The sequence below is a fragment of the Jejuia sp. G7-7 genome (genome assembly GCF_055808955.1).
The window spans coordinates 121,864-135,945 of record NZ_JBVVSZ010000002.1 but is presented as its reverse complement, the minus strand read 5'-3'; the positions used below and the strand labels follow the sequence as shown (position 1 = coordinate 135,945).

Sequence of the window (14,082 nt, the reverse complement as noted above, 5' to 3'; positions counted from 1 at the left end):
CCCGACGAAGGAGGGATTGAGTAGTGAAATCCCGACCCTTTTGGGTAACGCCCAAAATAATATTACACTTTAGAAGCCATAGACTTAAAAAACACATAGCCAAAGCCTAAAAACAGCATCAAGTGAAAAGGAAATAATCCAAAATCGCCACCTTGATCTCCAACTATAAATGCACTATACATCCCGAAAGCAAAATATACCATTAAAATACCTTCAAAGATAACGTGTGCTGAGATTGTGCGCTTGATGTATTTATTGTTTTTCCAATTGTCTTTGTATTTGCTTAAGTTGAATTTTGGAGTGCGAACAAACTCGGATTTTTTACCTAGATGCCCTTCTAAAACTGCTATAGAATTGTGTAGAGAAAAGCCCATAGCTATTGAGAAAAATACAAAAAACATACCTATATAATTCATAAAGCCTTTTATACCACCTCCATAAATATTTTTATACATAAACCAATAACAAATAAAGAAAATAAGTGTACTTAACACAAAGAAACTCATTACAATAAAGTATGGTTTTAAATGTAAGTACTCATTCTTGATATAAAGCATCGGGATGCTTAAAATAGCTACGATGAGGATGTTTAAAAACATGGTGCTATTAAGTAAATGAAGTAAACCGTGTACTTTTGTTTTTGATGAAATAGTATCGTTTTTTAATACCCGCCACATCATTTTTTTGAAGTTTTCGGCACCTCCTTTATTCCATCTGAATTGTTGTGAACGTGCTGCACTTATTACTATTGGTAATTCGGCTGGAGTTTCAACGTCTTCTAAATATTTAAATTTCCAATTTTTGAGTTGTGCACGGTAGCTTAAATCTAAATCTTCCGTTAGTGTATCGCCTTCCCAATTGCCAGCATCAATAATGCATTGTTTACGCCAGACACCTGCTGTTCCATTAAAATTAATAAAATGCCCTTTGCTATTTCGCCCTACTTGTTCTAAAGTAAAATGAGCATCGAGCGCAAAGGCTTGAATTTTTGTGAGTAAGGAATAATTTCGGTTTATATGTCCCCAACGGGTTTGTACTACACCGATTTCTTCATTCTTAAAATAAGGAATGGTACGTTTTAACCAATCCTTTTGAGGTAAAAAATCAGAATCAAAAATTGCTATAAATTCGCCTTTAGCATTAACTAAACCTTCTTTAAGCGCACCTGCTTTAAATCCATTCCTGATAGTTCTGGTGACATGTTTTATATCTAAACCTGAGGTAGCTAATTTTTCTATGTGTTGTTTTGTGCTTTCAACAGTTTCGTCGGTAGAATCGTCTAAAACTTGAATTTCTAATTTGTTTTTTGGGTAATCTATTTCTGCAATATTATCTAATAAACGTTCCATAACATACATCTCATTATAGACAGGGAGCTGTATAGTTACATATGGGATTTCTTCAGGGTTTGATAAATCGAATTTTGGACAATTAACAGATTTCTTTTTTGAACTTAAATAATTAAAAAGCAGATTTAATTGCGCTAATGCATACATGAAAATAAGCAAAATTGCTATGGTGTAAATAACTATTATAATAGCATCTATAATCATTATTTAAAACTGTATTTAAAAATCCAACTTAGTATTTTTATGCCTGCAAATATAGCACCTTTTACAGTTCCTGAAACTTTTGAGACACCTATTCTATTTCTGTAATTTACGGGAACTTCGGTATAGCTTAGTTTTTGTTTTAAGGCTTTTAATTGCATTTCTACTGTCCAGCCATAGGTTTTGTCTTCCATATTGAGTGTTAATAGCTTATCGTATTTTATAGCTCTAAAAGGTCCTAAGTCTGAAAATTTTGCACCAAAAAACAATTTCATTAAAAATGTTGCTAGCCAATTTCCGAAAATTTGAGGAACCGTCATTGATCCTTCTTCACGTAGTCGTTTTACTCTAGCGCCAATTACAAAATCTGTGTTGTTTTCGATAATTGGGGTTACTATCTTAGTGAGTTCTTCAGGGTAATCGCTATAATCGCCATCTAAAAAAACAATGATATCTGGGGTATTGACTTTTTTTGCCACATAATCCATCCCTTTTAAACAGGCGTACCCATAGCCTTTGTTACTTTCGGTTAAAACAGTTGCACCCGCCTTTTTTGCATTTGTTTCGGTAGCATCGTTAGAATTATTGCTTACTACAATAATTTCTTCTACGGTATCTGGAATATCTTTTATAACACTCGCAATAGAATCGGCTTCGTTGTAGGCTGGAATGATGACGTTTATTTTGGTCATTTTAAATCTTTAAGATTGTTTTCTTTTTTGAAAGACCTAAAACTGGTCCATTCCTTTATTTGCTTTCCAGCTTTGTAACGTCTTGCTGCTATTAGTTTTTCATTTTTGTACATTAAACAATATCCGTTTTTTACATTGTCTTTTAGCTGACATTTGTGGTTTACTTTTTCCATGTCATCGTAGAACAGCCACCATTCATTTTTTTTACCATTGGTAAAATGGCCTTCACTTTCTTTAGTGCCGTTTTCGCGGTAAAAGTACCAATATTTTACAGGTTCTCCCTTTTCATAATGCCCTTCTTTTTTAATTTTTCCGTTGGAATAATAAAACGTCCAATAGTTTATTTTGATATTGTTTTCTATCCAACCTTCAGCTTTAATAGTTCCATTTTCGTAGAATTCTCTTTGGTATTTTTTTCCCGCGGAAGCGTTAAAACTGATGAGTAAAACTATTATAAAAGTTAAGTTTTTCATTTAAAATATTTGATTTCCTGCTTTAGGGATTATTCAACTGAAAACTATTTCTGATTCACTAAATCCATCAAATCTACATCATTCCCCAATAAAACATCGGTTGGATTTATACGTCCTTTTTCTGGTCCGTTCTCTAACTTTAAAACGCCTCTTGGGCAAACTGCCGAACAAATGCCGCAACCAACACAACTAGAACGTACAATATTTTCGCCTTTTTGAGCATAAGCGCGAACGTCAATTCCTTGTTCGCAATACGTTGAACAATTGCCACAGGAAATACATTGTCCGCCATTGGTTGTAATTCTAAATCTGGATTTAAAACGTTGTACCAATCCTAAGTATGCTGCAAGCGGACATCCAAAACGACACCACACACGATTCCCGAAAATAGGATAAAAACCTGTTCCTATAACACCTGCAAACCAAGCACCAATTAAAAAGCTATACGTGTCCTTTATCCATTGGGATTTAATGCCTAAAAACGATTGCGCTCCACTAAAATAACAATAAAGTGTAACTAAAGTCATCACTAATGAAAATACCAGTACAGCGTGAATTAACCAGCGTTCCAGTTTCCAAGCATTCAAACTTTTGTTAGAATTTTGTCTGTACGGGTCGCCTAACGTTTCGGCTAAACCACCACAACCACACACCCAAGAACAGTACCATCTCTTTCCGAAGAAATATACCATTACAGGTACAATAACTAAGGTTAACACAATGCCCCAAACTAATATGAAAAGTCCGATGGCACCACTATCACGAAGGCTATCTATATTCCAATCAAAAAAGAAATCATAATCCAATGGGAAAGCATTTTTAAAATCGTATCCAGGCATGTTTAAGCTGGTCATAATTTCTGGAATTAAAAACGCAAATACAATTTGAAAAAACAATACTGATGTAGTACGAATAACTTGATATTTATTATGGCGGTATTTGATATACATACGCACAGCCATAACTAGCATAACCACACAATATAAAAACCCATATACAAACCATTGACTTGCAGAACCACCGTTTAGAAATTCGCTAATAGGATCTAGAATGTACGTCCAATTCACAACATAATCTGCCATGAAATACAGGGTAAGGTAAAATGTAACTAAGTAAACCAATACCAACCAAGCAATCCATCCGCGATTGGTGCTCGCTTCATGGTAAACACCATTGTTTTTAATTCCTGGTTTTCCTAATAAAATCAGATTAGGTAGTATAAACAATAAAGCACCAATAATAGCTAAGCCAAATGTAAGCCACCACATGAGTCCTGCGTTTTCTTTTACAAAGCCAGAACCTGCTTTTTTAGCAACTTCATAACTTAGAGTATGTGGTTTTCCAAAAATTTTATATTGGTATTGTTCGCCCTTTTTATCCCAGTTTTTTTCAGCATCGTACTTTGCAATTAACTCATCGTAATGATTGTTTGAGATTTTAAAAGCTTCTCGAACTCTACTAGAAAACTGAAAAATATTTAAATCTTCTTCTGTAACTGTTGCCTTTTTAAGTTCGGTTTTAATGAGTTCGTTTTTATAGCCTTTTGAATCTACAAAGGCATTTAACTCACTTTCTGTTAAGCTGAAGTTGCCCATAAATAGACTTCCAGTAAAAATGCTTAAACCAATAAGGAATAATCCTAATCCTATATATTTTATTACTTTCATGTTTATCTTTTTATGATGCGAATATGCGTTTCCAACTTTTCTTTTTAAGTTGAATGTTAGTGTTGTTTTCTTGATTGAATTTTGAAACAATGGCTGCCTCATGAAGTTTATAAAACTCGGGATCGAAATTAGCATCTGCCAAATGTTCTAAAACGTAGTCTACAGATTGTTTTTCGGTTAGAATTTTATCAAAAAACTCATGGCGCATGCGTATTCCAAAAGTGTTGATGCCAATAAATTCGCGCGTATTTTTATCATAATTAAGATGAATACATTTTTTACCATCAGCATGTTCCCAATAAAAACGAGCTTCGTTTTCTTTAGGTTGTGCCCAAACCCAACCGTAAGTTTGGTATTCTATATCAATAAATTTTGCAGAATTAAACCAATGTCCTGGTTTGTATTGTATACGATTACCACAAATGGTTTGCGCTAAGGTTTCTCCCATCATTCTACCCGTGTACCAAACCGCTTCAATGGGTCTACGTTGGTCAATGCTTTCATGTTGTTCTGCACAATCGCCAATAGCAAAAACATCTTTTATGTTGGTTTCTAAATAACGATTTACTTTTACACCGCGACCTGTTTCAATATCAGAATCTTTAATAAAATCAATATTTGGCGATACGCCTGCCGTTAAACCAACCACATTACAAGGAATTTCTTCGCCTGTTTCTTGAATAATTACTGATTTTACTTGTCCGTTTTCATCAGAAACTATTTCTTTTAAATTTGTAGATAAGCGCAAATCTATACCAACACTAAGAATTTCCCGGTTAATCATTGCGCTTTCGCCTTTTGGTAAAACACCATTCCAAAAACTAGATTCTCTTACCAAAAACGTAACAGGAATATGTCTAGAATGTAGCATTTCTGCCAATTCAATACCAATTAAACCACCACCAACAATCACAGCACGTTTACACACTTTGTTATTTGGTGCATATATTTCAAGGTTTTCTAAATCCTGTTTGTGGTACATGCCCATAACACCTTTTAAGTCTTGCCCTGGCCAACCAAATTTATTGGGTTTACTTCCAGTCGCAATAATCAATTTGTCATATTGCAATGCATCTCCTTCTGTAAAATGAAGTGTTTTAGACTTGGTTTCAATCTGTTTTACAAAGCCTTTTTTGAGTTCAATTCTGTTTTTCTTCCAGAACCAATTTTCGTAAGGTTGGGTATGCTCAAACTTCATATGTCCCATGTATACATACATTAATGCGGTACGTGAGAAGAAATAATCAGTTTCTGCAGATATGATGGTAATTCTTTTATCGGAAAGCTTTCTAATATGTCTGGCTGCAGTTACGCCAGAAATTCCGTTACCTATAATAACAATATGTTCCATATGTTTTGGTTGTTGAAGATGTTAGGTCGAAGTTAAAGATAAGAACTTAAGTTTTGCTATTTAATTTAGAATTAGTTTAAATTGAATATCTTATGTAAGGATTTTTAACAAAGTAAGACGGCAAAAACTTTTGATTTTTTTTGAAAGTTTATGGAAATTAAGCAGACTTAGGGTTCAGTAATTTGAAATTTAAATTAATTAAAATGAAAAAAATCATAGTAATAATAACTGTTTTTTTAGGAAGCTTTTTTACTCAAGCACAAGATCTGGATACGTTTTTTAATAAGGCGGATGCTTTTTTTAAAGCGAATGTATCAAACGGAAAAGTTGCATATTCTAAAATACATGAAAACCAAAATGGATTGAATGAAATTTTAAAAATAGCCGAAGGTATTTCAGTATCTAAAGATGATGCAAATAATTACCAAGCCTTTTGGATAAATGCTTATAATTTATCTGTTATAAAAGGACTCATAGATAAATATCCAACTAAATCGCCATTAGATAATGCAGGTTTTTTTGATAAAACAAAACATAGTCTAGGAGGGAAGCAAATCACTTTAAATGATATTGAACATAAACTATTAAGAGGGCAGTTTAATGATGCACGCTTTCATTTTGTTTTAGTTTGTGGTGCAGTTGGATGTCCGCCTTTAATTGCTCAAGCCTATTTGCCAAACACCTTGAATAACCAGTTAGAAACCCAAGCTAAAAAAGCAATTAATGGAAGTTTTATAAGAGTTAATACTAAAAAAAATCGAGTTCAAGTATCTCAAATCATGGAGTGGTATAAAGGCGATTTTAAAATGAAAGGGATGGATGAAATCGATTTTATAAACAAGTACAGAACAGAAAAATTAGAAGGAAAATGGAAGTTGAGTTACTTTCCTTACGACTGGACAATAAATAAACAATAACAAAAAATAAAAGTAAATATCAAACCAAAATCAAAATAATGAAAAAGATAATAGCATTAGTAGTATTAGTAGCGATATCATTTAACGGATTTTCGCAAGAAGAAGATCAAGAGCCACAGGGAAGTAATATTCAAACCTACACACCATCTAAATTGTTAAATAAAGGACAATGGGATATAAAATGGTTTAATAACTTATATACAGAAACTAAAGATTTATTTGGAAACCAAGAAGGAACACAAAAAAGAGATATACCCAGAAACTCATTTTTCACGTCATCAGTAGATATATTTACAGGTGTATCTGATAGTAATACATTTAATGTTGGATTATTATTTGAGATTCGTTCTAATGCGATTGGAGGAAGAAAAGCTCTCGATGTGTTTTCTTTTGATGGAGAAAGAGGTACTGCACGTTCTGGTTTCACTTCCTTTGCTCCAGCAGTAAAGTTTAATCCAATTAAAAGTGTTGGTAATTTTACCATTCAAACGGCATTTCATATTCCTTTAGTGGATAACGAAAGTGAAGAAGGTGTGTTTTTGGATCAAGATGGTTTTATATTTCAAAATAGGTTTTTCTACGACCACAGTTTTGCTGGCGGAGATTGGCAAATATTTACAGAATTAAATACGGAGTATAATTTTGGAGAACAAGCAAGTTTTGCATATAACAGTTTACGTTTAACGCCTGGTGCTTTTTTAAGTTATTTTCCAAGTTCAAAATTTACGGTGTTAGGTTTAGTTCAACATATTCAACTAATTTCTTTTGGAGGAAATGATCTAGGGGAGAACGATTTTAACCAAAATGCAACAATACTTGGTGGTGGCGCAAAATACCAACTAACAAATGAATTAAACATTGAGTTTTTATATTCAAACTTTTTTAGAGGTAAAGCAACTGGATTAGGGCAAACCTTTAATATTGGCTTAAGAGCATTGTTTTAGTAGAATTATCAGATTAAATAGTAAATTAGGAGTTTAAAAGCTAAATCAATGAAGCTCTTTAAGCTCCTTTTTTTATTCTATTGCTCAATTTTCAGTCTTGTAATACACAAACTGAAAAAATTAATGGAATTAGTTTTGTAGCTTCAAGAGAGGCCGTTTCAGATAAACATATACATCCAGTTATAAACGTTAACGCTAATTATGCAGCCATTATGCCTTTTGGATTTATTAAGGACTTAAAATATCCTAATATAGTTCACAATACTGAAAGACAATGGTTTGGAGAAACCGTTAAAGGCGCAAAGCAATATATAGGAGAACTTAGAAAAAAGAACATCAAGATTATGCTTAAACCTCAAATTTGGGTATGGCATGGAGAGTTCACAGGCTATATAGAAATGGCAAATGAAGAAGATTGGAAAGCTTTAGAAGATTCGTATTCAAAATTCATTTTAGAATATGCCGAATTAGCTCAGGAACTAAAAGTTGAAATTTTTTGCATTGGTACGGAATTAGAGAAATTTATTAGCAACAGACCAGAATATTGGCAGAACTTAATCTCTAAAATAAAAAGTATGTATAAAGGCAAATTAACTTATGCAGCAAACTGGGACGAATTTAAACGTACTCCATTCTGGAATCATTTAGATTTTATTGGAGTAGATGCCTATTTTCCTGTTAGTGCTAGTAAAACACCAACAGTTCAAGAATGTTTAAAAGGTTGGGAAACCCACAAAAGTGTAATTAAAAATGTATCAGAAACCCACAATAAGCCAATATTATTTACAGAATTTGGTTATAGAAGTGTAGATTACACAGGAAAAGAACCATGGGTAAGTGATAGAAGTATGAACCAAGTAAACCTTGAAGCACAAACCAATACAACTCAAGCTTTGTTTGAAACATTTTGGAAAGAAGAATGGTTTGCTGGCGGGTTTATATGGAAATGGTTTATCAAACATGATGAAGTAGGAGGAGAAAAGAATCATATGTTTACACCCCAAAACAAACCAGTTGAAGCTTTATTACGTAAACACTATAGAACTACATCAAATGAATAAATTGAAATGCATATTATGCTGCACATTGATACTATTGTCTTGTACTGACAATGATGATAATCTTGTGATAACCCTAGCAAATTATACTGAAACTAAAACTATAGAAACAGGTGCAGTAATAGCCTGCGCTGCTAGTGATAAAGATACTGGACATCTATTGACGTTTTATTACCCAGAAGAGGGCGCTACGAATATTAGGTTTTATGAAACGGTAAATTCCGAAGTTAATCACGAAGAGTATGTAAATTACAAACAAGTGTTTTTACAAAGTGAACCTTTTTTTAATGGACATTTAGGAAAATTTACTCAAACTTCAACTCATGAAAAATGGATAATCATCACTTTTGAATTAGATGGAGAAATAAAAATTTCGAACCCAATTCGTTCTAAACAGATTTCAAAACCAACAGTTTGGACAGATGTGGTTGCAATAGATCAATCTACTTCTGGAATGCCAAATTTTACTTGGGAAAATAATGCTACAGGCGATAATGCAATTTATTTTCAAGTCATTTCAGATGCTCAAGACAATCTGCTATCTGGCACGTATACTTATGAGAACCATTTTCAATATTACAACACTAGTAATGTTGTTTTAAATGTAACAACCAAAACACCACCAGCATTAATTCAAGGCGCAGATTATAATTTCACTTTAATGGATGTAAGTCTAGATAATTGGGTAAATTGGGTTGTTTTAAAATCTTTTGAGGCACAATGATAAAAAGATATTTAGTTTGCATTTTAGTTGTCCTATTTTGTTCGGTACTATTTTCTCAAGAAAATAGAGTAGCCGATGTGAAAATACAAGGTAATAAAAAGCTAAAATCGTCTTTTGTTAGAAAAATAGCATCGCTAAAACCAGGCGATATTTTGGATTCTTTATTAATTGAAGAAGACATGAAATTGCTTAAAAGATTACCTTCTGTTTCACATGCATCCTACCAAGTTTTTCCCGCAGAAGGCAATCGATATAATATCTTTTATAACATCGAAGAAAATTTCACACTAATTCCTTCAGTAAACTTTTATACCACCGATGATGATGAATTTGCCTATCGTTTAGGATTGTACGAATTCAATTCATTTGGAAGAAATATCATTTTTGGAGGCTTCTACCAAAAGATATTTACGATTCTTACGCTATAAACTTCAGAGCCCCATTTTTGTTTTCGCGTCAGTTAGGGTTAGCTATAAATTATCAAGATTTAACCACTCAAGAACCTGTTTTTTTTGACGATGAAACTGCCAACTATAAATACAATAACGAGTCCATTGAAATTTTAGGTTTATACCGTTTAAATTTCAATAACCGTTTTGAGCTTGGTGCAAATTATTTTGTGGAAGATTACCGTTTTAAAGGCGAAAATATAAATAACAGACCAGAATTAAACGTTCATAAATGGTTGGCAAAAGGAATTTATGAATTTAACAATCTCGATTATTCATATCAATATATATCGGGTTTCCGAAGTATTTTTAACTTCCAATATGTAACCTCCACAAACGATATGCTTCCTGATTTTTTAATTGGTTGGAACGATTTTTTCTATTTCAGACGCATTGGCGAAAAAGGGAATTGGGCATCTAGACTCAGGATGGGCTTATCTACCAACGATGAAACACCATTTGCTCCCTTTTCTGTAGACAACAATTTAAATGTCCGCGGTGTTGGTAATACTATTGATAGAGGTACTGGTGTTGTCGTTCTAAATACCGAATACCGCCACACACTCTATGAAAAAAATTGGTTCGTGTTACAAGGTAATGCATTTGTAGATGCAGGCACATGGCGAAATCCAGGAGGGGATTTTGGCGATTTCAGCAAAAAAGACAACGTAAAAATCTACCCAGGTGTGGGCTTACGCTTTATCCATAAAAAAATATACAACGCCATTTTCAGAATAGATTACGGCTATGGTATTACCGAAAATTCTACAAAAGGTTTGGTTTTCGGAATTGGACAATATTTTTAATGTTTATTAAATTTAGATAGCTTTTTTTAATTTGAAAATTCTAGTTTTGCCAAAAACTAATCAAATATGCGCACCTTTGCAATAGGAGATATTCATGGCGGGTTAAAAGCCTTAATTCAATTATTAAATAAATTAGAAGTCAAAGATGATGATAGGCTTATTTTCATGGGCGATTATGTTGATGGTTGGAGCGAATCAGCACAAGTCATACAATTGCTTATTGAGCTTTCTGAAAGTATAAATTGTATCTTCATAAAGGGGAATCATGATGTTTGGTGTGAAGACTGGCTGAGAGATGGATCCGTAAACCCAACGTGGTACATGCACGGAGGTAAAGAAACTATGGAAAGTTATGAAGGTGTTTCATCTGAAGAAAAACAAAAACATTTAGAGTTTTTCGAAAACCTTAAAATGTATCATATAGATACAGAAAACCGCTTGTTTTTACACGCTGGTTTTACATCAATGCATGGTGTTGAAAAAGAAGTGTTTCAAACTACACTATATTTTGATAGAACACTTTGGGAAATGGCTTTAACTATGGATAAACGCATTGAGAAAAACTCAGAATTATATCCTAAACGCTTAACGCATTACAACGAAATTTACATTGGGCATACACCTACAACCAATTTTGGTGTTGCTACCCCAATGCAAGCAATTAATGTTTGGAATATAGATACAGGTGCTGCTTTTAAAGGTAAATTGTCTGCAGTTAATTTAAACTCAAAAGAAGTGTTTCAAAGCGATAATTTACCTGATTTGTATCCAAATGAAATGGGACGGAATAAATCTTAGGTTTTTATGAGGTTATTTTTGTAATAAGATTTAAGTTCTACTGGGGATGCACCCAGTCTGCTTTTTAAGTGAATACGCCAAAAATAATACTGAGTTCTCCAAACACCATGTTTCTCGTAGCGTCTCGCTGAGGTTGTAAGCCATTTTTGAATTACTACAAATTGCTTTCTAGCATATAGTTTTTTTATTAAATCATTGTCTTCATAAATTGAAAACCGCTCATTATACCCTCCAATTTCTTTGAAAAGTGATTTGGTAATAAACTGACTTTGGTCTCCACCTCTGCAAGATTTCAATGGGAGCATTGTTAACCATCCAGCCAATTTTAGCCACCAATGATTACTATTAAACTTCATTCTAAAACAACCTGCTTCGTTTCCTTTTGTGATTTCCGAAATAATTAATTCATCAAAGTTTTTGGGCGGAAAAGAATCGGCATGCAGAAAATAGAGAATATTTCCTTTAGCATATTTTGCGCCATAATTCATTTGTTTTGCACGTCCTTTTTCAGACTTTAAAAGCGTAATGTTTTTTATTTGTGAAACCAACTCTTGAGTGTCGTCATTACTGCCGCCATCAACAACTATAATGTCTTTAATGTTTTCTTTTGAAGAATTTTCTATAAGATGTTTGAGCAGACTAGAAATAGTTTCTGCTTCATTTAACGTAGGTATTATAATTGAAATCTTATTCATTCAAGTCCCAATTGTAATCTTTAAAACGCTTTTTTGCGTTTTTTGATATTTTCACTTCAGAATATATGTTCAAAAAATCAATAAGAGAACCATCTTGTTTAAAATCTTTGGCAAACCATTGGAATATTTTAGAGAGTTCTAAATTATTTTGAGAAATAGAATTTCTTTTAGTGTCACTTAAAAAGACCTTTGTAGCATTAGTTAATTGTTCCTCTAAATTGGATGCTGTAAACGCTTCATTTTGCAATTTCGGACAAGAATAAGAAGCGCAAACAATGGCAAAATGAATTCTAGGCTCATTCATATTGCGAAGAATTTCATGTTCTATTTCATTTAAATTATACCATTTTTCGTCTAATTCCCAATGGCGTTGATCCCAAAGGGTTTTTAATGTCTTTAATACTTTTTATAGGGTAATTGCGCAGAATTAAATCTATTGTTAAGGCATTGTATGCATTTATCCAATAGGCTAATCTCTTAGATTTTGAAGATGATTTTTTAGGAATATTTTCGTCAAGAGCTCTAATGTACTTTTGGAGTTTCCAATTATCTTTTTTGAACCCCTCATAATTTACATTGCCATTTTCTGAAACATATTTTTTCAAAAGTTCATTCCAAAGTTTATGAATTTCTATTTCTTTTATATTTTTAGTTTGAGTAATCTCTTTAGCGTTTGTTTTTTCAGTCTCAGGGATTAAAACAACAATGGAATCTTCAGCTTTATCTTTAAAGCTATCTTCTATAATTTCAATATTGCTTTCATCCTGGGGCACATAAAGAGAGTCCGTAATTTTGATGATTTCGCCAGTACGAACTTTTTTCTTCACTAAATCTTCTTTTTGAGGTTCAGATTGAGTTTTTTTATCAGTATTCTCCACGGCCTTTTTTGTGCCAGAGCAAGACATCAAAATGCTGATAAAAAAAATAAGGTTAAGCCGCTTCATGGTTTGGGTTTTTTTATAATTTAATGTTTAGCAACAACCACCGCCATCGTAGTGATATGTAGATTCACTAATGAAAATATCATGCCGCTTTAAATTAGCTAGCGCTCCCGCAGTTTTATCGCAAATAGCTAAAGGCTGATTTTTTAATAAAACATGTCCTTTTTTGTCATCAAAATAATCGTTTTCTCCATAATAGATGGCTGCTTTTCCAGTAAAAATACATGGGCCATCTTCTGGCATTGGGTCTTTTATAGCAGCTACCTCAATGGATTCAATATAGATTAATTCATCAGTTGGGTAGTGTTTAGAGTCTAATATTCTATAAGGTTTTCTTGCTCTAATTTCAATGGTTCCAAAACCAGCATCGGTTAATGCTTTGACGTATTCCGCAATTGGTAAACTACCACTTAAACATAAAGCACGCAAACGCTCATCGTTACGAAGTGTGTCATTCATTGGTTGCTCGCATGTAGGGTCGCTCATTACTAGTTTACCATGAGGTTTTAAAACACGATACATTTCAGCAATTGCCTTTTTTAAATCTTCAGCTTTAAATATATTGAACAGACAATTTTGAGCAGCTACATCAATAGAATCATCTTCAACAGGTAAATGTAGAGCGTCTCCCTTTTTGAGATCTACGAATTCACTTTTAAACCAATCATTCTGTGCTTCAGCTTCTTTAAAGTTTTTACGAGAAGCTTCTAACATTTCATCAACCACATCAATGCCAACAACACCTCCTTTTTGACGATTGAAATATGAGAATTGCAATAATTCCATACCTCCGCCAACACCAACATAGAGCATTTTAGGATTATTCGTCAAGTCACGTGCATGTACCGTAGAACCACAACCATAATTCATCTCTTGCATTATTTTTGGGATTTTTAAACCTGGTAATTCCCAAATAGGATTAGTTGTGCAGCATAAACCAACATCTGGAGTTAGGGCTGCTTCTTTATATACGTCGTGTGTTGTCTCTAAATATGTACTCATGCTATTAAGTGTTCA

General features: G+C 33.1%; 16 protein-coding genes. 7 read left to right on the top strand and 9 right to left on the bottom strand.

The window, feature by feature from the left end; translation table 11 throughout:
- Nucleotides 1-62: 62 nt before the first annotated feature.
- From AC0L5U_RS10660 to AC0L5U_RS10640, 5 genes are read right to left on the bottom strand one after another with little or no spacing between them, the layout of a single operon-like run.
- Nucleotides 63-1,553: a cellulose synthase family protein gene (locus AC0L5U_RS10660; RefSeq protein WP_473416403.1), complete on the bottom strand. Its 1,491-nt coding sequence runs from the start codon at nucleotides 1,551-1,553 to the stop codon at nucleotides 63-65.
- Nucleotides 1,553-2,242, bottom strand: a complete 690-nt coding sequence (locus AC0L5U_RS10655; RefSeq protein ID WP_473416402.1) for a glycosyltransferase family 2 protein — start codon at nucleotides 2,240-2,242, stop codon at nucleotides 1,553-1,555. Before AC0L5U_RS10655 ends, AC0L5U_RS10660 begins: the two co-directional genes overlap by 1 nt.
- Complete coding sequence (locus tag AC0L5U_RS10650) at nucleotides 2,239-2,715, bottom strand: toxin-antitoxin system YwqK family antitoxin (protein WP_473416401.1); 477 nt, start codon at nucleotides 2,713-2,715, stop codon at nucleotides 2,239-2,241. Before AC0L5U_RS10650 ends, AC0L5U_RS10655 begins: the two co-directional genes overlap by 4 nt.
- 44 nt (nucleotides 2,716-2,759) lie before the next feature.
- On the bottom strand, nucleotides 2,760-4,382 hold the full coding sequence (locus tag AC0L5U_RS10645) for a 4Fe-4S binding protein (RefSeq protein WP_473416400.1): 1,623 nt from the start codon (nucleotides 4,380-4,382) through the stop codon (nucleotides 2,760-2,762).
- 10 nt (nucleotides 4,383-4,392) lie between these two features.
- A complete protein-coding gene (locus tag AC0L5U_RS10640; RefSeq protein ID WP_473416399.1) occupies nucleotides 4,393-5,733 on the bottom strand; it encodes an NAD(P)/FAD-dependent oxidoreductase in 1,341 nt (446 codons plus the stop codon).
- A 203-nt stretch (nucleotides 5,734-5,936) separates the two neighbouring features.
- Between AC0L5U_RS10640 and AC0L5U_RS10635 the strand changes: the two genes are divergently transcribed.
- The 7 genes from AC0L5U_RS10635 (at nucleotide 5,937) to AC0L5U_RS10605 (ending at nucleotide 11,429) form a co-directional block, all read left to right on the top strand.
- Complete coding sequence (locus tag AC0L5U_RS10635; protein ID WP_473416398.1) at nucleotides 5,937-6,650, top strand: DUF547 domain-containing protein; 714 nt, start codon at nucleotides 5,937-5,939, stop codon at nucleotides 6,648-6,650.
- Nucleotides 6,651-6,688: 38 nt separating this feature from the next.
- Nucleotides 6,689-7,594 (top strand): hypothetical protein, encoded by a 906-nt coding sequence (locus AC0L5U_RS10630; protein WP_473416397.1) that lies wholly within the window; start codon nucleotides 6,689-6,691, stop codon nucleotides 7,592-7,594.
- An 80-nt stretch (nucleotides 7,595-7,674) separates the two neighbouring features.
- Complete coding sequence (locus AC0L5U_RS10625; RefSeq protein ID WP_473416396.1) at nucleotides 7,675-8,655, top strand: glycoside hydrolase family 113; 981 nt, start codon at nucleotides 7,675-7,677, stop codon at nucleotides 8,653-8,655.
- The gene (locus AC0L5U_RS10620; RefSeq protein WP_473416395.1) at nucleotides 8,648-9,376 is read left to right on the top strand and encodes a hypothetical protein; all 729 of its coding nucleotides are present in this window, start codon (nucleotides 8,648-8,650) and stop codon (nucleotides 9,374-9,376) included. Before AC0L5U_RS10625 ends, AC0L5U_RS10620 begins: the two co-directional genes overlap by 8 nt.
- Entirely contained in the window at nucleotides 9,373-9,804 is a 432-nt protein-coding gene (locus tag AC0L5U_RS10615) for a POTRA domain-containing protein (RefSeq protein ID WP_473416394.1), read from the top strand. The genes AC0L5U_RS10620 and AC0L5U_RS10615 overlap by 4 nt, the downstream gene beginning before the upstream one ends.
- 17 nt (nucleotides 9,805-9,821) lie before the next feature.
- Nucleotides 9,822-10,631: a hypothetical protein gene (locus tag AC0L5U_RS10610; protein ID WP_473416393.1), complete on the top strand. Its 810-nt coding sequence runs from the start codon at nucleotides 9,822-9,824 to the stop codon at nucleotides 10,629-10,631.
- Nucleotides 10,632-10,697: 66 nt separating this feature from the next.
- A complete protein-coding gene (locus tag AC0L5U_RS10605) occupies nucleotides 10,698-11,429 on the top strand; it encodes a metallophosphoesterase family protein (protein WP_473416392.1) in 732 nt (243 codons plus the stop codon).
- Here AC0L5U_RS10605 and AC0L5U_RS10600 read toward each other — a convergent pair.
- Genes AC0L5U_RS10600 through arsM form a run of 4 tightly spaced genes read right to left on the bottom strand, consistent with a single transcriptional unit; the run spans nucleotide 11,426 to nucleotide 14,067 of the window.
- Nucleotides 11,426-12,124: a TIGR04283 family arsenosugar biosynthesis glycosyltransferase gene (locus AC0L5U_RS10600; RefSeq protein ID WP_473416391.1), complete on the bottom strand. Its 699-nt coding sequence runs from the start codon at nucleotides 12,122-12,124 to the stop codon at nucleotides 11,426-11,428. The two genes, AC0L5U_RS10605 and AC0L5U_RS10600, sit on opposite strands and share 4 nt — an antisense overlap.
- A complete protein-coding gene (locus AC0L5U_RS10595) occupies nucleotides 12,117-12,452 on the bottom strand; it encodes a DUF547 domain-containing protein (RefSeq protein WP_473418268.1) in 336 nt (111 codons plus the stop codon). Before AC0L5U_RS10595 ends, AC0L5U_RS10600 begins: the two co-directional genes overlap by 8 nt.
- 10 nt (nucleotides 12,453-12,462) lie before the next feature.
- Nucleotides 12,463-13,068 (bottom strand): hypothetical protein, encoded by a 606-nt coding sequence (locus tag AC0L5U_RS10590; RefSeq protein WP_473416390.1) that lies wholly within the window; start codon nucleotides 13,066-13,068, stop codon nucleotides 12,463-12,465.
- A 27-nt stretch (nucleotides 13,069-13,095) separates the two neighbouring features.
- Nucleotides 13,096-14,067, bottom strand: coding sequence for an arsenosugar biosynthesis arsenite methyltransferase ArsM (gene arsM / locus AC0L5U_RS10585; protein WP_473416389.1), 972 nt, complete (start codon nucleotides 14,065-14,067; stop codon nucleotides 13,096-13,098).
- Nucleotides 14,068-14,082: the final 15 nt, after the last annotated feature.

Bases quoted from the DNA above. Each gene is read 5' to 3' on its own strand.
- AC0L5U_RS10600 (WP_473416391.1), bottom strand. From the start codon at position 12,124: ATGAATAAGATTTCAATTATAATACCTACGTTAAATGAAGCAGAAACT.
- AC0L5U_RS10620 (WP_473416395.1), top strand. From the start codon at position 8,648: ATGAATAAATTGAAATGCATATTATGCTGCACATTGATACTATTGTCT.
- AC0L5U_RS10645 (WP_473416400.1), bottom strand. From the start codon at position 4,382: ATGAAAGTAATAAAATATATAGGATTAGGATTATTCCTTATTGGTTTA.
- AC0L5U_RS10635 (WP_473416398.1), top strand. From the start codon at position 5,937: ATGAAAAAAATCATAGTAATAATAACTGTTTTTTTAGGAAGCTTTTTT.
- AC0L5U_RS10590 (WP_473416390.1), bottom strand. From the start codon at position 13,068: ATGAAGCGGCTTAACCTTATTTTTTTTATCAGCATTTTGATGTCTTGC.
- AC0L5U_RS10640 (WP_473416399.1), bottom strand. From the start codon at position 5,733: ATGGAACATATTGTTATTATAGGTAACGGAATTTCTGGCGTAACTGCA.
- AC0L5U_RS10660 (WP_473416403.1), bottom strand. From the start codon at position 1,553: ATGATTATAGATGCTATTATAATAGTTATTTACACCATAGCAATTTTG.
- arsM (WP_473416389.1), bottom strand. From the start codon at position 14,067: ATGAGTACATATTTAGAGACAACACACGACGTATATAAAGAAGCAGCC.
- AC0L5U_RS10655 (WP_473416402.1), bottom strand. From the start codon at position 2,242: ATGACCAAAATAAACGTCATCATTCCAGCCTACAACGAAGCCGATTCT.
- AC0L5U_RS10630 (WP_473416397.1), top strand. From the start codon at position 6,689: ATGAAAAAGATAATAGCATTAGTAGTATTAGTAGCGATATCATTTAAC.
- AC0L5U_RS10605 (WP_473416392.1), top strand. From the start codon at position 10,698: ATGCGCACCTTTGCAATAGGAGATATTCATGGCGGGTTAAAAGCCTTA.
- AC0L5U_RS10650 (WP_473416401.1), bottom strand. From the start codon at position 2,715: ATGAAAAACTTAACTTTTATAATAGTTTTACTCATCAGTTTTAACGCT.
- AC0L5U_RS10615 (WP_473416394.1), top strand. From the start codon at position 9,373: ATGATAAAAAGATATTTAGTTTGCATTTTAGTTGTCCTATTTTGTTCG.